The 19,120-nt window shown below is 66.7% G+C and carries 11 protein-coding genes and 3 pseudogenes; 12 read left to right on the forward strand and 2 right to left on the reverse strand.

What is annotated here, in order from left to right; genetic code table 11:
• The first annotated feature begins 564 nt into the window (after positions 1 to 564).
• The 9 genes from ACTVZP_RS20060 (at position 565) to ACTVZP_RS20100 (ending at position 11,497) form a co-directional block, all read left to right on the forward strand.
• A complete protein-coding gene (locus tag ACTVZP_RS20060) occupies positions 565 to 2,502 on the forward strand; it encodes a methyl-accepting chemotaxis protein (protein ID WP_443213941.1) in 1,938 nt (645 codons plus the stop codon).
• A 4-nt stretch (positions 2,503 to 2,506) separates the two neighbouring features.
• Positions 2,507 to 3,916, forward strand: coding sequence for a chemotaxis protein CheW (locus ACTVZP_RS20065; RefSeq protein WP_443213942.1), 1,410 nt, complete (start codon positions 2,507 to 2,509; stop codon positions 3,914 to 3,916).
• On the forward strand, positions 3,913 to 4,998 hold the full coding sequence (gene cheB / locus ACTVZP_RS20070) for a chemotaxis-specific protein-glutamate methyltransferase CheB (protein ID WP_443213943.1): 1,086 nt from the start codon (positions 3,913 to 3,915) through the stop codon (positions 4,996 to 4,998). The genes ACTVZP_RS20065 and cheB overlap by 4 nt, the downstream gene beginning before the upstream one ends.
• Positions 4,999 to 5,015: 17 nt before the next feature.
• Entirely contained in the window at positions 5,016 to 5,843 is an 828-nt protein-coding gene (locus ACTVZP_RS20075) for a CheR family methyltransferase (RefSeq protein ID WP_443213944.1), read from the forward strand.
• Positions 5,843 to 7,789, forward strand: coding sequence for a chemotaxis protein CheA (locus ACTVZP_RS20080; protein ID WP_443213945.1), 1,947 nt, complete (start codon positions 5,843 to 5,845; stop codon positions 7,787 to 7,789). The genes ACTVZP_RS20075 and ACTVZP_RS20080 overlap by 1 nt, the downstream gene beginning before the upstream one ends.
• Entirely contained in the window at positions 7,786 to 8,043 is a 258-nt protein-coding gene (locus ACTVZP_RS20085) for a hypothetical protein (RefSeq protein ID WP_443213946.1), read from the forward strand. Before ACTVZP_RS20080 ends, ACTVZP_RS20085 begins: the two co-directional genes overlap by 4 nt.
• Positions 8,044 to 8,118: 75 nt before the next feature.
• A complete protein-coding gene (locus ACTVZP_RS20090; protein WP_443213947.1) occupies positions 8,119 to 8,505 on the forward strand; it encodes a response regulator in 387 nt (128 codons plus the stop codon).
• Positions 8,502 to 9,152: a chemotaxis protein CheX gene (locus tag ACTVZP_RS20095; RefSeq protein WP_443213948.1), complete on the forward strand. Its 651-nt coding sequence runs from the start codon at positions 8,502 to 8,504 to the stop codon at positions 9,150 to 9,152. Before ACTVZP_RS20090 ends, ACTVZP_RS20095 begins: the two co-directional genes overlap by 4 nt.
• Positions 9,149 to 11,497, forward strand: coding sequence for a PAS domain S-box protein (locus tag ACTVZP_RS20100; RefSeq protein WP_443213949.1), 2,349 nt, complete (start codon positions 9,149 to 9,151; stop codon positions 11,495 to 11,497). Before ACTVZP_RS20095 ends, ACTVZP_RS20100 begins: the two co-directional genes overlap by 4 nt.
• A gap of 205 nt (positions 11,498 to 11,702) precedes the next feature.
• On the opposite strand, the gene ACTVZP_RS20105 is transcribed toward ACTVZP_RS20100, so the two are convergent.
• The gene (locus ACTVZP_RS20105) at positions 11,703 to 14,189 is read right to left on the reverse strand and encodes an HWE histidine kinase domain-containing protein (RefSeq protein WP_443213950.1); all 2,487 of its coding nucleotides are present in this window, start codon (positions 14,187 to 14,189) and stop codon (positions 11,703 to 11,705) included.
• Positions 14,190 to 15,059: 870 nt separating this feature from the next.
• Between ACTVZP_RS20105 and ACTVZP_RS20110 the strand changes: the two are divergent.
• A pseudogene (locus ACTVZP_RS20110) lies at positions 15,060 to 16,281 on the forward strand (IS110 family RNA-guided transposase).
• Between the two features lie 505 nt (positions 16,282 to 16,786).
• Here ACTVZP_RS20110 and ACTVZP_RS20115 read toward each other — a convergent pair.
• Complete coding sequence (locus ACTVZP_RS20115) at positions 16,787 to 17,089, reverse strand: hypothetical protein (RefSeq protein ID WP_443213951.1); 303 nt, start codon at positions 17,087 to 17,089, stop codon at positions 16,787 to 16,789.
• A gap of 334 nt (positions 17,090 to 17,423) precedes the next feature.
• On the opposite strand from ACTVZP_RS20115, the pseudogene ACTVZP_RS20120 reads away from it, so the two are divergent.
• Both ACTVZP_RS20120 and ACTVZP_RS20125 read left to right on the forward strand, forming a co-directional pair.
• Positions 17,424 to 18,507 (forward strand): annotated as a pseudogene (locus ACTVZP_RS20120) (IS481 family transposase).
• 487 nt (positions 18,508 to 18,994) lie between these two features.
• A pseudogene (locus tag ACTVZP_RS20125) lies at positions 18,995 to 19,120 on the forward strand (transposase); the annotation flags it as partial.

Genomic DNA, 19,120 nt, shown 5'->3' on the forward strand with positions numbered 1-19,120 from the left:
CGGTGTCATACTGGCACCCTGGTGGCGCCCGCGGGCGCAGCGGCCCTCGAAAACGTTCAACTCGATGGCTCGGCGGCCGCCCCTTGAGAGGGTTCGGTTCTGCCGCCGTTCGCGGCACTCCGGCCGGATCATTCTTTTGGAGAAAATTGACCAGCCGGTAAGAAAGACTGTGTGCGAATGTTGTCTGATTGCAGCCGGTCCGCATAGCTTCTTTTTCCAGGCGCGCGGCCGCCGATCTGAACCCGGTAGCGGCGTCGGTTCAAAGGGCCGTTTGCTCGGGTCTCTGGAGTATAGCCCCCAGTGCCCTCGGCCATTCAGGCGCCAGCTTCGCCATCCGAAGCTGCTTCGCCGGCCATTTTGGACGTAGCGACGGGACCCGTCATGCGCCCGGACAAAACCGGATCAGCACATCGGGGCGAGCCATTTCGGTCCGCTTGTGCCTGCATCTTCAGGCTGATACCCTCATGTTGTCTCGCAAGAGCATCCGGTTCTGGCTCTTGCGTTTTCTGCGCGTACATCTGCACCTTTGCCGTACGAAATCCTTGGAAGCAGCGGAGGCCGACGTTGGCACTGGTCAAGACGACGAAGCTGGCAAGAGCGCGTGAAGAGAACGTGGAATCGCGCGCACCGGCAGAGAGCCAGCCGGCCGTGCGGCCATCCTCGGCGGATCGGCGTCAACAAAACCGGTCGCGGGCGCGCCAGCAGAAGGCGGCCGAGCGGATCGGCGCGGCGACCGAAGAACTGGCGGCCGGTGTCGCCCAGGCCTCGGCGGCAGCCGAAGAGTTGCGGCGAGCGATGGAGCAGATCGCAGGCGCGGCCGAGGAATCCGCAGGCGCTGCCCAGCAGTCGCAGCGTTCGATGGAGAGCCTGAACCACGACTTCGCCGGGGCCCGCGCAGGGGCAGAGACGTCACGTCGCCGCGCCGAAGCCGTGCAACTGGTGCTGGCGGAGGCCAAGATAGGCGTCGATGGCGCGGTTGAGGCAATTTCCGCGAATGCGCGCCGGCAACTGCAGATGATGGCAGTCGTGTCCAACCTGGAAGAGCATGCCGCGAGCATCGGCCAGGTCACCACGACAGTCGGCGACATCTCCGAGCAGACGAGCCTTCTGGCCCTCAATGCCGCCATCGAGGCCGCCCGCGCGGGCGAGCACGGACGCGGCTTCGCAGTCGTCGCAGACGAGGTGCGGATGCTGGCGGAAAGCACCGAGGCTCGCACGCGCGACGCCCGCGGCCTGACCGACCGCATCGGCGAGGCCGTGCGGAGCCTCGTTCAGCGCATCAAGGCACAGGCCGATCGGGCCCAGGCGGAGGCCGAGAAGGGCCGCGCTGTCGTTGCAGAACTCGACGCCGTGCGCCACGAGACCGGCGTGATGGTCGACGGCGCGCAGTCCATCGTCGCCGCCGCCGCCGAAGTGGAAGCCAGCGCCGGCGACGTTCTGCAAGGTGCGGCGCAGATCGCGGCCACGGCCGAGGAACAATCCGCCGCCGCTTCGCAGGCGCAAAGGGCCGTCGACCAGCAAAGCAGCGCGCTCGACCAGAGCCGGGACGCCGCGCAGGCGCTCGCAGGGCTGGCCGAGGCGCTGCAGGATGGCGATACGGGCGGCGCGCAGGTCGCCGAGATCGGCGCGGCGGCCGAGGAGCTTTCGGCAACCGTGCAGGAGCTTTCCGGCGCGGCGGGCCAGATCCTCTCGGCGATCGACCAGATCCGCCGGGGCGCCGAGGCGCAGGCCGGGGCAACGCAGCAGTCGGCGGCCGCACTGGCACAGATCGAACGCGCGGCCACGATGGCACGCGATGCCGCACGCCTGTCGCTCGATCGCTGCGAGGCCGTGCGCCCGCGGCTGAAATCGGCGCGCGAAACGGTCGAGGGGCTGAGCGAGGGCGTGAAGGCGGTCGCGGCGACCATGCAGGACGTTCTCGACGTCCTGACCTCGCTGGAAGCCTCCCGGCGCGCAATTGCTCGGATCGTGGACGGCATCGCGCTGGTGGCGGTGCAGACCGCGATGCTGGCGGTATCGGGCGCCGTCGAGGCCGCGCGCGCCGGCGAAGAGGGCGGCGGCTTCGGCGTCGTGTCGACCGACATCCGCAACCTCGCGCGCGACTCAGCCGCCAGCGCGGATGCCGTCAAGGAGACGCTCCGCCTGATCCAGGACCAGATCCTCGCCGTGCGACGCGAGGTCGACGTCGTCACCGCCACCGCGCAGGCTGAAGCGGGGCGGAACCAGATCGTGGTCGACCGCCTGCGCGCCGCCGAGACCGACATGGAGGCGGTCGCCACAAGTGCCGCCGCGCTTGTGGCCGGCGGCGAGGCGGCCCTGCAGACCGTCAGCGAGGTGCGAGCGGGCGCCGAACAGGTTGCCACGGCGGCGCAGGAAACCGCGGGCGCGGCCAGCCAGGCCGCAACCGCCGCCCATGAACAGGCGCGCGGGGCCGAGGACCTGGCCGCCGCCATCGAGGAGATCGCGAGCCTCGCCGACGAACTCCAGATCGCGGGGTCTTAGCGCCATGGACGGCGCGCCAGAACGGAGGCACCGCTCGCACCTTGTCGTTGTGCTGGGCGAGGATCGGCTGCGTCTTGCGGGCGATGCGGTGCTGGAGATCCTGCGCCCCCGCCCGCTGACGCGGGTGCCGGGCGGGCCGCCCGGCCTTCTGGGGCTCATCAACCTCCGGGGTGCTGTCATACCGGTTCTGTCGCTGGCCGCGCTGATGGGGCGGCCCTTGTCCGCCCCGCCGCCGACCGCACGGATCGTGGCGGTGCAGGCCGGACAGGCGCTCGGGCTGCTGGTGGATCATGTGGCAGGCCTGAGGGAGACCGGAGACGAGGCCGCGCTCGACCTCGATCGGCTTCTCGCAAGGGCATTCCCGCGATTGCGGGTCAGGGCCGACGCCGGGCGACGGTCACAACAGGCAACTGCCGCAGCCTCGAAAGCCCCGACGCAGGCGGCGCTTGCTCTGCTGACCTTCTCGATCGGAGGGCAGGCCTATGCCCTGCGACTGGCAGACGTCGCCGAGGTCGTGGCCCTGCCGGAGGAGCACACCCGGCTGCCCCGTGCCGACGGGGCGGTGCGTGGCCTGGTCGAAGTGCGCGGTGCAGTGCTGCCGCTCGTTTCGCTACGGGCGCTGCTTGGCTTCCCGGAGGCCGAGACCGGCAGCGAGCGGATCGTCGTGACACGCGTGGCCGGCGCGCTGGTGGGGCTGATTGTGGACCGTGTCCGGTCGATCCTGCGCGTGCCGGAAGCCGACATCGACGCGGTGCCGACAGTGCTGGCGCGCGGCAAGGGCGAAGCGCGGCTCGACGCGATCGCGCGATGCGGCGACGGGCTGACGTCGATCCTGTCTCCCGACACGCTGTTCGACGCCGCAACGACGGCCGCCATTCTGGAGCATCGCCGGGAGGGAGAGGAAGGAATGGGCGCCACAGGGTCCACCTCGCAGGTCAGCGAGCAGTTCGTCCTGTTCCGGCTGGGCGAGGAGGAATACGCGCTGCCCATCGCAGCCGTCGATGAGGTCGCTCAGTACCCCTCCTCGGTCACGCGCGTGCCCAAGGCGCCTGCCTTCGTCGAGGGCGTCATGAACCTGCGCGGAACCGCCGTTCCGTTGATCGACCAGCGCCGCCGCTTCGGCGTCACGGCCGAGGCGGCGAAGACGCGCCGTGTCGTCATCGTCACGGTGGACGGGCTCCGAGCGGGCTTCGTCGTCGATGCCGTGTCCGAAATCCTGCGCATCGGTGCGGAGGAACTCGCGCCCGCGCCCGAACTTGTCGAGGGCGAGGAGGCAATCTTCGACCGGGTCGTGCCCGTCGAGCGGGATGGGCGGATGATCCTCGTCATCGACGCCCGGGCGCTGCTCGACAAGGCCGAGCGCGATGTCCTTTCCGCCCTCGTGTCGGCCTCCTCAGCGGGTGCCGGGACTTGACGAGGCTTCTCATCGTCGACGACTCCGCGCTGATGCGCCGCGTCTTCGGCGATGTGTTTCGCGCGGAGGAGGGGATCGAGGTGGCGGTTGCGCGCAATGGCCCCGAGGCGCTGGAGATGCTGGTCGCGTTTCAGCCCGACGTGATCACGCTGGACGTGACGATGCCCGGGATGGACGGGCTGGCCTGCCTCGACCGGATCATGGTTGAACGCCCCTGCCCCGTCATCATGGTCTCGGCGCTGACAGCGGCCGGGGCGGACGTGACGCTCGAGGCGATGGAACTGGGTGCGGTCGACTTCGTCGCCAAGCCGAACGGCGCGATTTCTCTCTCGATGGACGAATTCGGCCCGGTTCTGGTCGAGAGGGTGAAGACCGCGGCCGGGGCGCATATCCGCTCCAGCAGACGGCTGGCCGAGCGCGTCCGGCACCGCTGGACACGCGCGACGCCCGCCGATGCGGTGGCGCCGGCGCGCGCGCCATCGCCGACCCCGTCCGGGCGGCGCGAGGCCGAGTTCGGTGCCGTCCTTGTCGGCGCCTCGACCGGCGGGCCGCCGGCGCTGGATCGGCTGCTGGAGCCTCTGCCGGCTGACTTTCCCTGGCCCATCCTGATCGCGCAGCACATGCCTGCGGCCTTTACCGGGCCACTGGCACGCCGGCTCGACCGGCTCTGCGCCCTTTCGGTCGAGGAGGTCGCGCAGCCGGTGCCGGTCCGGCCCGGGCACGTCTACATCGGTCGGGGCGACGCCGACCTGATCGTGAGCCGTCGGGCGAGCGGCCCGGTGGTCCTTTCCGCGCCGGCGTCGGATGCGTTTCGCTGGCACCCGAGCGCCGACCGCCTGGTCGAGACCGCGATGGCCTGCTGGCCCGCCGACCGGCTGGTGGGCATCCTGCTGACGGGAATGGGGTATGACGGTGCGGCCTCGATGGCCGCGCTCCGCGACCGCGGCGGCCACACGATCGCCGAGGCGGAGGAGACGGCCGTCGTGTGGGGAATGCCCGGCGAGCTGGTGAAGCGCGGTGGCGCGGCCATCGTGGCTCCCCTGGGCGAGATCGCGCGGCGCCTGTCGGACCGGGTCGCCTGATGCGCGGCGCGGCGGATATGCCCAGGTTCGACCGAACCGACTTCGCGAGGTTCTGCGACTACCTCTATCGCCGCACCGGGCTGTCCTATGACGAAAGCAAGCGCTATTACATCGAGCGCCGCGTCCTGGAGCGTGCGGCCGCGACAGAGAGCCCGAGCTTCGGCGCCTACCTCTCGATCCTGCACAGCAACGATGACGAGTTGCAGCGGGTCGTGAACCTCATCACCGTGAACGAAACCTATTTCTACCGTGAACTTCACCAGCTTCGCTGCCTCAGCCGGTCGCTGCTTCCCGAGATTGCAGCGACGCGCCGCCCCGGCGACCGCATCCGGATCTGGTCGGCCCCCTGCTCCACCGGCGAGGAGCCCTATTCGCTGGCGATCTGGCTCCTGGAGAACTGGGCGATGGTCGATGCCTACAATGTCGAGATCGTCGGCTCGGACATCGATACCGATGCCCTGTCGGACGCCGTTGCCGGCTACTTCGGCGAACGCTCGCTCGCCCGGCTGCCTCCGCAGTTGCGGGAGGCGTATTTCGAGCCACCTGTGGGCCGGCAGCGGCGCATCGTTCAGGATCTGCGCGAGTCGGTCATCTTTGCCCCCGTCAATCTCGCCGACCCCGCCAGCATCGCGCCGCATGGACGCTTCGACATCATCTTCTGCCGCAATCTCCTGATCTATTTCGACGAGGCCGCGCAACGGCTGACGGCGGCGCTGCTGGAAGACGCCCTGACCCCGGACGGCTTCCTCTGTCTGGGCCATTCCGAGTCGATGACGCGCATCTCCGACCGCTATCGGGTGCGGCGCTTCGAGGACGCCGTGGTCTACCAGCGGGGTCCGGTCTGATGGACGAACTCGTCGAACAGTTCCTGATCGAAGGGCGCGAGCTGGTCCAGCAGGCGTCCGACGATCTTCTGGCGCTGGAGCATTCTCCCGGTGACCGAAGCCGCATCGACAGTGCCTTCCGCGCGTTCCACACCCTGAAAGGCGCAGTGGGCCTGTTCGACCTGCCGGCGATGGCAGCCGTGCTGCATGCGGCCGAAGACCTCCTGAGCGCGCTGCGCGAGGGCCGGTCGGCGGTCGGGCCGCAGGCCATCGACGTCCTTCTGGAGTGTATCGAGGCCTGCGATGGCTGGCTCGACGCCTTCGGGCAGAGCGGCACGCTGCCTCCGGACGCGGCCCGATACGCCGAGGATCTCGTCGCTTCGCTTGAGGCGCCATGGCAGGAGGCCTCCCCGCGAGAGACGTCATCGTCCGGCGCGGACTGGCTGGCCCCTCTGGCGGAGCGCCAGGCGGATGCCATCGCCGAAGCCGCCGCACAGGGCCTCTCGCTCACGGCGGTGCGGTACGTTCCCCGGGCCAATTGCTATTTTCTGGGCGATGATCCGCTGGCGCTGGTGCGAAAGGTGCCGGACCTTGTCGCGCTGAACATCACCTCGCGCGAACCTGTGGCGCAGGCGGAGTACGACCCGTATTCCTGCAACCTCGTCATCGAGCTTCTCAGCACCGCCCCGCCCCCGGCACTTCGGAAGATCTTCCAACTGGCGGGCGACCAGGTCGAGCTTGCGGAGGTCACACCGCAGGACCATCGGCGGCCTGCACCCGCGAGGGAGGAAGGGCGCGCGGCCCGTCCCGAGGCGGCGGCGTCGCTGCGCATCACGGCCGCCCGCCTGGATGGCCTCGTCGATCTGGCAGGGGAACTGATCGTCGCCGCGAACGGGCTGGGCGATGCCGTCCGGCAGGTCGCCACGCTGGACTCCGCCCTCGCGGCGCGCCACGCCGAGATCGAGCGGCTGGTGGGGCGGCTGCACCGCTCGCTGATCGGCGCGCGGGCGGTTCCTGTCGCCTCGGTCTTCGGGCGGTTCGGCCGGCCCGTGCGCGAGCTTGCAACCCGCCTCGGCAAGAAGGTCGAGCTGGTGCAGTCGGGCGCCGGCATCGAGGTGGACAAGTCCGTGGCCGACGGCCTGTACGAGCCCCTGCTGCACATCCTGCGCAACGCCATCGACCACGGAATGGAAACGCCGGAGGTGCGCCGGGGGCTTGGCAAGCCGCCCGAGGGCCGCCTCACCCTGGAGGCTGCCCAGCGAGCCGACCACGTCGTCGTCAGCGTGGCCGACGACGGCGCGGGAATCGACCCGCAGCGAATGCGAGTGCTGGCCGCCGAGCGAGGTCTGATGAGCGAGGCGGAGGCGAGCGCTCTGACAGACGAGGCCGCCGCCGCCCTGATCTTCGAGGCGGGGCTTTCGACGGCGCAGGACGTCACCGACGTCTCCGGCCGCGGCGTGGGAATGGATGCCGTCCGCACCGCCGTCGAGGCAATGGGCGGGCGTGTCGGCATCGACAGCCGGCCCGGGCTCGGAACGACGGTCCGCCTGACGCTGCCGCAACGGGCGGCGGTGCTCACTGTCCTGACGGTAGCGGTCGGAGAACAGGCATTCGGCATCCCGATAGACGCGGTCCAAGAGATCATCCGCCTTCCGCAAGGCCGCATCAGCGAGGTTCGCGCAGGCACGGCCTTCGTCTGGCGCGACAGGACGGTGCCGCTGGTTTGCCTTGCCAATCTTCTGAAGCAGCCCGGTCCGCCCCCCTCATACGAGGACGCCAAGGTGCTCCTCACCGACACCGGCGGAGAACGCGTCGGAATTGCGGTCGCCGATGTCACGGGCCGATTCAGCGGCCTCTTGCGACCCGTGCCGCCGCTTCTTGCCTCGGTTCCCGGACTTGGCGGGACCATGACGACCGGCTCGGGTGACGTGCTTCTGGTCCTCGACATTCCGGAACTGCTGACATGAGCGTCGATGGCGACAACAACCTGATCCGCCTTCGGGGAACCTGCGGCATGGAGGATGCCGAGACTCTGTTCGCGCGATTGCAGGGCTGCACGGCGCCGGCTGTCGACGTGACCGAGGTCGAAGGTCTGCACACTGCAGTCGTGCAGGTCCTCCTGCTCATGCGCCCGCGATTGGTAGGCCCTGCCCCGGATCGCTTCCTGCAGGACTGGCTGATGCCGCTTATGATCGAGAACCAGAGCTCGACGCGGAGGTGACAATGACTGTTGTCTATGGCATTCAGACGAACGCGCGCCCGGCGCTGTTCGTTCGATCAACTGGAGGAGCGTCCCATGGCCCCGACAATCTTAATCGTTGATGACAGCAAGCTTGCGCGCATCGTCCTGGGCAAGACAGTGGCCGCGCTGCAACCCGACTGGTTGCGCGTCGAGGCCGGCGACGCGACCGACGCCAGCGCCATCCTCGCGACTCAGAAGATCGACGTGGTCCTTATCGACTACAATATGCCCGGCAAGGACGGCCTGGACCTCGCAGCCGAGCTGCGGGCCCAGCATCCCAAACTGCCGATCGCGATCATCACGGCGAATGTGCAGAATGACGTTGTCACGCGCGTTCAGGCCGTGGATGCGGCCCTTGTCCAGAAGCCGGTGAGCGAAGACGGCTTGCGGGGCTTCCTGACCGGAGCGGCGCTGTACCTGAAGCGGGAACACACGCTTTGAACGACGATCTGCTCTTGAGCGAACTCGAGCGCGATGCACTGACCGAACTTGTGAACATCGGCGTCAGCTGCGCCGCCGTCAGTTTGCGCAAGATGGTCGGAGAGCAGGTCTTTCTCACGGTCCCCGCGCTTGAACTGATCGACAGGAAAGCCGCGGCAGCCCTGCTGAGCCAGCGCGAACAGGGCGATCTCGTCGCCGTTCAACAGGCTTTCTCGGGCGCCTTCTGCGGGCGGGCGCTGCTGGTCTTTCCCGAAGCCAAGAGCCTCAACCTCGTGCGGGCCGTGGTGGGCGACCACGTCGCGCCGGAGTTGTTCGACGAGATCGAACAGGAAGCACTGGCCGAGACCGGCAACATCATCCTCAACGGGTGCCTCGGCACGATCGCCAACATGCTGCGCCGGTCCATCTCCATGTCCCTGCCCGAGGTGCTGCGCGCCGACGGCCATGCCCTCTTCGGTGCCGAAACCTCGAACGAAAGCGTCATTCTCTTTCTCTACATCAACTTCACCATCCGCGAGCGTGACATCCGCGGATACATCGCCCTGCTGATGGACATGGCGTCGATGGCAATGCTGCGCCAGGTGATCGCCGAGTTCATTGCCGAGGTGCTCGAAGAAGGCAGCAGCGCGGGCGCAGTGGTCCCATGAACGACAAGACGCATATCGGTGCGTCGGAAAAGGCCTTCACCCGCGGTGCGGCCGATGACCTCTTCCAGCGGACGCTGATCCAGTCGGGGGCGGCAGCGACCTGGGACTGGAACCTGGAAGATGGGCTGATCATGGGCGATGCCGCCTTCGCGGCGCTGTGCGGCCTCTCGCGGGAGGCCGCGGCTGCCGGGGTCGGCTCTTCCATCTTCTACGACCTTGTTCACCCCGACGACCGGATGCGCGTCCGCCTGGCGATCGGGGGCATCCTGCGCGGCGCGGACGTGTTTTCCAAGGAGTACCGGATCATCCCCTCCGGCCGCCCCGTCATGTGGGTCCATGCCCGGGGTTACTGTCAGCGGGATGACGAGGGGCGGCCCCGGCGCTTCGGCGGTGTGATCGTCGACATCACGGACCAGAAGCGGGCGGAGGAGCGCTTGCGGATCGCCGAGGCCGCTGGCGGTGTCGGCACCTTTGAACATATCGAAGGCTATGCCACCGTTTCGGTCTCTGCCCAGTTCTGCGCGCTGCTCGGCCTTCGCAGTGCGGACGCCCTGCCGGTCCACACACTGCAGGCGGCAATTCATCCCGAAGACGCTTCCCTTGTCGATTTCGTCCCGCCTCTGGGAGAACGGACGACCGGTGAGGTCGAATTTCGTATCGTGCGCCGGGACGACGGCCGCGTCCGTTGGCTCAAACGCCGCGGCGAGCACGTCGAGGATCCCGGCGAGGGCTGCCGCTTCAGCGGCACGATCTACGATATAACCGACGCCAAGCGAACCGAAGAGCGACTGCGCCGCCTGAATGACGATCTGGAGCAGGAGATCTCGCGGCGCACCGAAACGCGCAATCGGATCTGGCAGCATTCGGCCGAGATCTTGCTCATCGCGGGGCTCGACGGCAAGATCGGCGCCGTCAATCCGGCGTGGTCGACGGTTCTGGGCTGGTCCGAGGTCCAGACCGTGGGCCGCTCGATCAAGGATTTCGTCCACGCCGACGATGTCCATGTCCTGCAAGAAGGGCTTGCCTCGCTTTCCCGAGGGGAGACGATTGCCGGCGTCGAGGTCCGACTTTGCACCGCTGAGGGCGCGCAGCGGTGGATCGACTGGACGGCGGTCCCGAGCGCCGGGATGGCCCATGCCGTCGGCCGCGACGTCTCTGCCAGAAAGAAGCAGGCCGAAGCCTTGCATCTTGCCGAGGAACAGCTTCGCCAGAGCCAGAAGATGGAGGCTCTCGGCCAGCTTACGGGCGGCATAGCCCACGATTTCAACAACATGCTGACGGTGGTGATCAGCGGCCTCAACATTGTTCGCCGGAGGATCGCAGCCGGCCGCACCGACGAGGTCGAGCCGATGATCGACGGCGCCGTCGACGCAGCCCATCGCGCGGCGGCGCTGGTCCACAGACTGCTCGCCTTCTCTCGCCGGCAGCCGCTCAACCCCGAACCCGTCAGTCCGATTGCACTGATCGGGACCATGGCCGATATCCTGAGCAACACGGTCGGCGAGAACATCGCCCTTTCCATGCCGCAGGCCAAGACCACGTGGCCGGTCCTGTGCGACTCTCATCAGCTTGAGAACGCAATCCTCAACCTAACGATCAACGCGCGGGATGCGATGCCGGACGGCGGCACCCTCGCGATCGAATGCCGGAACATCGTGATCGACGACAAGCGCGCCGCAGCCGATGCGCTCACCCCGGGCGAGCATGTCTGCATCAGCGTGTCGGACACAGGCACCGGCATGACGGAGGATGTGCTTGCGAAAGCATTCGATCCCTTCTTCACGACCAAGCCAGCAGGCAAGGGAACCGGACTGGGCCTTTCGATGATCTACGGCTTTGCGCGCCAGTCCGGCGGCACCGCAAAGATCGAGACCCGCCCCGGCGCGGGGACGGTCATCAACATCATCCTGCCGCGGCATCGTGGCCAGATCGATACGAAGCCGGCTCATTCTCCGCTGGCCCCTGCCGCCATACCGCACGGCAGGACCGTGCTCGTGGTCGAAGACGAGAGCGACCTGCGCAGGCTCGTCCTCGACACACTGGCGGATCTGGGCATTGAACCGCTCGCGGCGGACGATGGTCTTTCCGGGCTGGAGATCCTCCGATCCGACCAGTCGATCGACCTTCTGGTCACGGATATCGGACTGCCCAGGATGGACGGAAGACAGATGGCTGAGGCCGCCCGGCGCATCCGTCCGGACCTCAAGGTGCTGTTCATGACCGGCTATGCGGAAGAACTCGTGGCAAACGAGGCGCTCTCTGACAGCAGGACCGGGCTGATAACCAAGCCCTTCACGGTCGATGCGTTCTGCCAAAGCGTATGCGGATTGCTTCAGACAGCGTAGCAGGAAGGCGACCCGGATCAAACGGCGGCCGCTCTGGTAGACTACCCGAGCAGTGGAAGCCTTTCCTGACCGCGCGTGTGTCACCCCGAGCGGCTATGGGCCGTCCTCGCCGATCCTGTCGGCCGTACCTTCGTGCGAAGAGGCAGCGTCGTTGCCGATCGCGGGCTGCAATTGCACGGGATGGGCGGGAGCCTCGTCGCCAGGCTCATCCGTCCGCACGTGCGCTCAGAATTGCGCTCATGGCCGACAGCAGAGAGTCCCCCAGCATCGGTTTCTCGATCAGGGGAACCGCGCCCAGTTCCGGAGGTCTTTCGATGGTGTGGGAGTAGCTGGTCGCAAACAGGCAGGGAATTCTCCGCGCAACAAGCGCCCGGGCCGCGGGCCACACAAGGCTGCCGCTGAGATTGATGTCGAGGACGGCGCAGTCGAAGTGATCTTCGACCGCTATGCGCAGGGCCTCGGCCAGCGAAGCCACCGGGCCTGTCACCGAACAGCCGGCGGCTGTCAGAACGGCCACGGCATCCTGCCCGATGAAATATTCATCCTCCACGACAAGAACCTTCTTGCCTTCCAGGATCGTCCTGTCGCCGCCAGGAGATGGCGGACGTCGATGGGGTTCCGAAATGCGCTCGGCGCTGGCTGGAAGAAGCCTTGCCAGCGGCACGTCGATGCATGCCCTCAGCCCGTCGAAAGCGTAGTCGAGCGACACCTCGCCATCGAGCTCGTGCGCCAGTGTCTGTTGAATGAGACGTGTGCCGAACCCGGTCCGGGTGGGGGGCGTCTCGATGTGCGGCCCGCCGATCTCGTGCCAGAGTAAAATGAGGCTCCCATCGCGCCCCTCCCCCGAGCGGCGCCAGGTGGCGGTGACGCGGCCCTCCTCGTGGGAAAGCGCGCCGTGCTTCGCCGCATTGGTGACCAGTTCATGCAGGGCGAGAGTGAAGGTCTGCGCAGCCTTGGGAACCACCGTGAGGTCCGGCCCCTCCACCAGGATGCGGCCTGTGCCCGCACCTTGGTACGGAGCAACTGCCCCATCGACAAGATCCCGCAAGCTGGCGCCCGCCCAGTGGCTGCTGGCCAAAAGCATGTGCGAGCGGGCGAGCGCCTGGATGCGACCGATGAACTCCCCGGCCGCATCTGATCCCGCGCCCTTTCCGCTGCGCAGCGTCTGTCCTGCGATCGCCTGAACGACCGCGAGGATGTTCTTTACCCTGTGGTCAAGCTCGGCGGTGAGCATCTGCTGATACTTCTCCGCCCGCTTTCGCTCTGTCACGTCGCGGACGAAGCCTGTGCCCAGAACCGGCATGCCCTGCGCGTCCCTGCGGATGATGCCCGTCCCATGAATGTGCCGCTCGGTGCCATCGCGGTGAATGATCCGGTATTCGAGGTCGAAGGGACGGTCCTCATGGATATGGGCATCAAGCTCGTGCCGAAGGCTCTCGCGGTCGTCCGGATGCGTGCGTTCAAGCCAGACCAGGCCGGAGACATCTGCCGCATCGAGGTCCATGATCTGACGGGCAAGATCGTCCGCCGTCACCTGCCCGGTCCTCAGGTCCCAGGCGCACCATCCGAGCCCCGATGCCCGTGTCGCAAGCGCCAGCGAATCTCGGGCGTCGCGCAGCCGCGCCTCGCTCTCGCGTCGGGCGGCCTCGGAACGGGCGCGTTCGATCGCGAGGTTCAGACGTTCAGCCACTTCCTCCGCAAGCGCGACATCGGCAGGATGCCAGTGCCTGGGGCCGGATGCGTGAACCGCAAGAACCGCGACAAGGAGGTCCTCCCTGAAATGCGGCACGCTCAGGAAGGCGCGGATGCCCCGTGCCGCGAAGGTCGCCGCCGCGTCGGGCATCGATGTTCGAGGGTCCGAACCGACATTTCCGATCGCGACGCTCCGCCCCGCCTTCAGGTCCGCGATGAAGTCCGGCCCGAAATCCTGCAGCCGGTGCCGCCCCGCGTTGCTCGGCATGCGGCCGTCGTTCCACTCCTGCGAGATGAGGGCATGTTCGCCGGCCTGATCGATCTCGGCATAGGCCACCTGTTCGGCGGAGAGGTGCCGGCCGAGAAGCGCCAACCCATCACGGATCACGGCATCGGGGTCGCTGGAGTCGCGAAGACGTTCGGTAAGCTCTGCCCGCAAGAGTGCCCGGCGTTCTTCCAGCACCTGATCCGTGATCTCGAGGCAGGGGCAGAAGAACCCTTCCACTGCTCCATCTGGCCCGCGCACCGGCGTGTAGGAAAAGGAGAAGTGCGTTTCCTCCGGATAACCCTTGCGCGTCATGATGAGCGCGATGTCATCCATGTGGAGCGCCTCGCCCGCGTAGGCGCGTGCGACGATGGGGCTGAGATCCCGCTCCCAGATTTCGGGCCAGATCCGCTCGAAGGGCTGGCCAAGCGCCGGGTGCCTGTCGGCGAGGATGTCGCGATAGCCGTCGTTATAGAGCGTCGTGCGCTCCGGCCCCCAGACGACGAACATCGGCTGGCTCGAGGAGAGCATCAGGTCGATCAACATGCGCAGCGCATGCGGCCATGTCTCCGGCCCGCCGATCGCCGAGGTCGCCCAGGCGTGCGTTCGGATGCGCTCGCCCATCTCGCCGCCTCCGGCGGCGATGGGAAGGGTCCCGACCTGCTTGCCCCCGATCCGCAACTCGGTCTCTCCTCCCTGGAACAGATTGATACTGGGCTTTGGCCGAAAGCTCATGCGAGCCAACGTCTTCGTTCCTGCTTCGCACAGGGGACATTGCCCGGCCAGCATCGCCGCGACAAGTCCCAGCGTCCGGTCTGGAGAGATCAATGGTGTATCGGCCCGGCGGTCGATCCTGTCCGCATCCTCCGGCGGGTCCGGAGGAAGATCGGCAGCCCTTATCGGCAGATGGTTCCTTCGCTGGTGATCGCGTGGGACCGGTTTTACCGGCGGAAGCGGAGGGAGGAAGTCCTTTTGCCGCACACGGGCTCGCGCGCCTCCGCAGCACGGGCCGCGACCCGCCCGGCAAGGCCCAAGGATCAGACCAGCCGCACTCCGGGATCCCGGGCCTCGCGGATCAGACCTCCGGGGCGACGGGATTCAACCGGCACGCGCGTCGTACCACCCGCAACCGCAGGACCTGAGGTCCGGGCCATCTCCGCGCCGCTGGATATCAGGGCCGGCGGTCAGGCCGCGCGGCCCGCGATGATCCGGTCGAGCCAGCCCACCGCCATGTCCGGGACTGAGGCCAGGAGCCGCTCGGTGTAGGGCTAGTGCGGCGGGAGATGGTGCGTGCCGCGTGCTGGAGGCTGTCGAAGCGCTGGCGGTGAACGCGCTGCTCCTTCAGGGTTCGGATCACGCGCTCGACCATGCCGTTATCCGGCATGATGATGTCGGTGCTCGGGGCCCTGGATCTGCTATCCTCATGGCATCCGGGGCTTGGGGCATCGGGAGCACGTGAGTGCGGGCAGACCGAGCTACAGCAGTGGGCCGAAAGCCCATTCCGTTATCTGGTCGCCGCTGCGGCTTGCCCGGATGTGCCGAGAGCACGGATCTGTAAATGCCGCGTGCCCGCCTGCTCCCTCCTGGCAACAGGAGGAGGTCGCAATGCGCATCATTGGGATGGACATCCATCGCGTCTTTGCGGAAGCGGTGGTCCTGGAAGACGGGGCTCTGCGACGCCTTGGGCGTGTCGACATGGCCAGAGACAAGCTGATGGCCTTCGCTTCGAGCCTGCGTCCGACCGATCACGTGGTGGTCGAGGCGACCGGCAATGCCGCGGCCCTCGTCGAGATCCTCGCGCCGAAGGTGGCGCGGGTTGCGGTAGCCAACCCGCTGCAGGTCCACCTCATCGCGCGGGCAAAGACCAAGACGGACAAGATCGATGCCCGTGTCCTGGCGCAGCTCTACGCGGCAGGGTTCCTGCCCGAGGTCTGGATTCCGGATGCGGAGACCCAGGCACGGCGCAGACAGGTCACGCGGCGCAATCAGCTGGTGAAGAGCCGCGTGCGCTTGAAGGCCATCGTGCAGTCCATCCTTCACGCACATCTCGCGCCCCGCTGTCCGCATCTGGATCTCTTCGGGATCAAGGGTCGCGCTTGGGTTCTGGCCCAGGATGTCCCGACGGATGAGCGCGCAGCGATCGCCAGGCACATCGAGGAGTATGACAGGCAGACGCGGCGCAGCGGCTGGTCGAGCAGGATATCGCCCGCGCAGCCATGCCGGATGCGGATGTCAGGCGGCTGATGACGATCCCGGGTGTCGACATGGTGGTGGCGGTCGGGGTCATGGCGGCGATCGGTTGCGTGAGCCGCTTCGCATCGGCGGATCAGCTATCGGCCTACCTGGGGCTGCACCCGAGCGTGCGGCAGTCCGGCGATGGCCCGGCCTATCACGGGCGGATCACCAAGCGCGGTCGGAGCGATGCGCGTCATCTCCTGGTCGAGGCAGCCTGGCAGGCCGTTCGGAGCCCCGGGCCGCTCCGCGCCTTTTACGAACGGGTCAAGGCGCGCCGGGGCGCGCATGTGGGGGCCGTCGCTGTCGCCCGCAAGCTCGCCGTCCTGATCTGGCACATGCTGCCAAGGGCGAGGACTACACCTGGGGCCGCCCGACGTTGCTGGCGCGAAAGATGCGCAAGCTGGAGCTTGCGGCCGGAGCAGAACCGCGGCGAGGTCAGCGCGGCACAGCTTACCATTACAACCGACCTGAGCTGAGGCAGGCAGATCGCACAGGTGCCGAACATGCGGAGCAGGCCTATCGGCGGATCATGCAGCACTGGCAAAGAAAGGGGAGGAGGTATCAGCCAGCAGAGCGCGACGTCTCAGGATAAACGTCGCCACCGCGACAGGAAGGGGCTGTTCAACTACATCCGTTTGCTGGGGGCAGTGAGGGGTGATGAACTCCTGCTTCAGGCCGTAGCTGCGCACGAAGGCCGTGTATTTGCGACTGGTGAAGAGTGAGCCATGGTGCCGCCGTTGTTCCGAGGCCCATGGCGAACGCCGTTGTCGGACCTCAGCAGGAACTCCTTCGTCACCCGACCGAGTGTGCGGAACCGGTTGATCAGCGCATATTCCAACGCGCTCGCGGCCGTGGAGGCCTTGCCCGAGCGCGACAGGTGCCAGCGCAGAAGCTCGCGGGTATGGCAGTCGATCACCAGGGCGAGCGTGGCCCAGCCGTCGCGCCCGCCAGACCCGGCAGAGATCCGTGGACCAGCGCTCGTTGGGGGCCCCGGCCACCGAGGGCACCGCTTCTTTCCTCGGTCGCACTCCGATCGGGCGCTTGCGGACCTGCCAGCCCTTGATCTGGAAGACCCGCTGCACCGTCGTTCGGCCCGCTCACTCGACCAATGGCGTTCGGGGCCTCACTGTGAAGCCCAGAAGCCAGGCGACCGTGCGGTAGCCGAAGGACGGCTCCTGCTCGATCATGGCCTTGATCGGCTCGGCAAATCGTGGATCAACCTTCGGCGCAGCTTTCGTCGGCTTGTAGTACACGGTCCGCCGCAGCACGCCGAACCACGCACACAGCTTGGTCAGCGGCATCGTGATCCCATCGGCCAGAAGGCCCTGCTGGATGCTCTGGGTCATTTCCTCGCCATGGGCCTCGGACCAGTGGCGGCTCCATGGCTCGATCCGCCGCATCCAGCAGGGCTTGGAGCTTTTTTCTCGCCCGCAACTCCAGCACCGCCTCGCCATAGGCTTCCTGAAGGTCCTTCAGCTGCTTCTCGTACTGCTCGCGGATGTTGAGCGGGTTGGCGCGGAGCGCATTTTCCATCCCCACTTGGTATCCTCGACACAACCCTCGATCTCGGAAGGCGAGAGATCATAGGACCGGCTGGCCTCGGCCACCGTCCTTGTTCGGGCTTACGCGGCGCCGCTGGCGCCACGGTCCCCCTCAACTGCGCTTCGCCGTCCAGCGTTTGATCTGTCCACTTAACCTTCTTTCCGTGCTAATCGTGGGAAGGAGGATCGGATCATGGATCAGTCGACGAAGGCTCCGAAAGGGCGGAAACGCGGTCCGAACACGAAGCTGGCGCGGCACCGTCTGAGCGTGCTGGAGCTGGCCAGAGAGCTCGGCAACGTCGCCGAAGCGTGTCGCCAGCGTGGGTTGGATCGGACCAGCTTTTACGAGTGGAAGCGGCGGTTTCAGACGCAGGGCTTCGAGGGCCTGAAGGACTTGCCGCCGATCCACAGGAGCCACCCGCAGTCGACACCCCCGGAGACGGTGGCGCGGATCAAGGTGCTGGCGCTCGCCCATCCGGCCTATGGCTGCAACCGGTTCGAAGCGATGCTGCCGCTGGAGGGGTGAGCCATTGATGCGCCATTGGTTCGAGCACAATGGCGAACGGGTCTCGTCGATCACCATCCAGAAGATCCTGAACGAGAACGGCCTGGGCACGAAGTCCGACCGCTGGCTGGCGCTGGAGCAGGCCAATGCCGACAAGAGGATCGAGCTGACGCCCGAGCAGGCTGCCTTCATCGAGAAGCTCAATCCCTGCTTTCGCGAAAGGCACGTGGAATCAAGCGCCCCCGGTGAACTTCTCTCCGCGGACACCTTCTTCGTCGGCTCGCTCAAGGGGATCGGCCGTGTCTACCTGCACGCCGTCGTCGACACCTTCGGCTCCTACGCCTTCGGGTTCCTTCACGTCTCCAAGCAGCCCGAGGCGGCGGTGGCGGTGCTGCACAACGATGTGCTGCCGTTCTACCGCACCCTCGACCTGCCGGTCGGCGCGGTGCTCACCGACAACGGCCGCGAGTTCTGCGGGACGGAGCGGCATCCTTACGAGCTCTACCTGGACCTCAACGGCATTGAGCACCGCCGAACCCGCGTCCGCACCCCCAGGACGAACGGCTTCGTCGAGCGCTTCAACGGCACAATCCTCGACGAGTTCTTCCGCGTCGCCATGCGCGACACCTTCTACGAAACCGTTGAGGCCCTGCAGGCCGATCTCGATGCCTGGCTCGTCCACTACAACACCGAACGGCCACATATCGGCTACCGCAACATGGGCCGTCGACCGGTCGAGACCATTATGTCATTCGTCAGCCAAGAAGGTTAAGTGGACCTTTGTTCGGGTCGTCCATCGTCACACTCATCGCTACCTTACTCCTTGTAGCATGAGCAGATTACGCTGGGTCGACACACAGTTGTGACGCTTGTGACGGTACTCGGACATAACATTTTACCCCTCGGAAATATCGCAAGCGCCAGTTCTTGCGTCGGCTGCCTTGGACGGTGCCCCATTGGCGAGAAGGGCTTGCAGGCGCGGTGCAGCCAAGAGAAATCCAACAAGAGCTGAGAGATAGAGGAACCGCTAGGAAGCCGGATGCCTCTGATTTCCATTAAAAAGACAGGCACGAAATTTTCTTTTGAAGCTCGCGTTTAACGTACCGTTCTCATTCCCGAGCCTCGAATACTCGCGCTGCCGATTTAAACCGTGATGTGGCGAGAGATCAACGTGTTTTACAGGAAGGTGGGTAATCCTCCCCATGGTTAAGGGGATGCGAACGTAGAATTTTCTCGGCAGGATGGACGAGGAGATTCCGATGAAGAAGAGCCGTTTCACCGAACCCAGATAATGGGCGTGCTGCGTCAGGCGGAGGACGGTTTGGCCGTGCCCGAACTGTGCCGCGAGCATGGGATCAGCACTGCGACGTTCTACAAGTGGCGGG

Origin of the sequence: Rhodobacter sp. NSM, from assembly GCF_052244495.1 — a bacterium.
GTDB lineage: Bacteria > Pseudomonadota > Alphaproteobacteria > Rhodobacterales > Rhodobacteraceae > Cereibacter_A.

What these genes read in the sequence shown, in the direction of transcription:
- ACTVZP_RS20075 (WP_443213944.1), top strand. Translation starts at nt 5,016, where the DNA reads ATGCCCAGGTTCGACCGAACCGACTTCGCGAGGTTCTGCGACTACCTC.
- ACTVZP_RS20090 (WP_443213947.1), top strand. Translation starts at nt 8,119, where the DNA reads ATGGCCCCGACAATCTTAATCGTTGATGACAGCAAGCTTGCGCGCATC.
- ACTVZP_RS20105 (WP_443213950.1), bottom strand. Translation starts at nt 14,189, where the DNA reads ATGAGCTTTCGGCCAAAGCCCAGTATCAATCTGTTCCAGGGAGGAGAG.
- ACTVZP_RS20065 (WP_443213942.1), top strand. Translation starts at nt 2,507, where the DNA reads ATGGACGGCGCGCCAGAACGGAGGCACCGCTCGCACCTTGTCGTTGTG.
- ACTVZP_RS20085 (WP_443213946.1), top strand. Translation starts at nt 7,786, where the DNA reads ATGAGCGTCGATGGCGACAACAACCTGATCCGCCTTCGGGGAACCTGC.
- ACTVZP_RS20100 (WP_443213949.1), top strand. Translation starts at nt 9,149, where the DNA reads ATGAACGACAAGACGCATATCGGTGCGTCGGAAAAGGCCTTCACCCGC.
- ACTVZP_RS20080 (WP_443213945.1), top strand. Translation starts at nt 5,843, where the DNA reads ATGGACGAACTCGTCGAACAGTTCCTGATCGAAGGGCGCGAGCTGGTC.
- ACTVZP_RS20115 (WP_443213951.1), bottom strand. Translation starts at nt 17,089, where the DNA reads ATGCGGCGGATCGAGCCATGGAGCCGCCACTGGTCCGAGGCCCATGGC.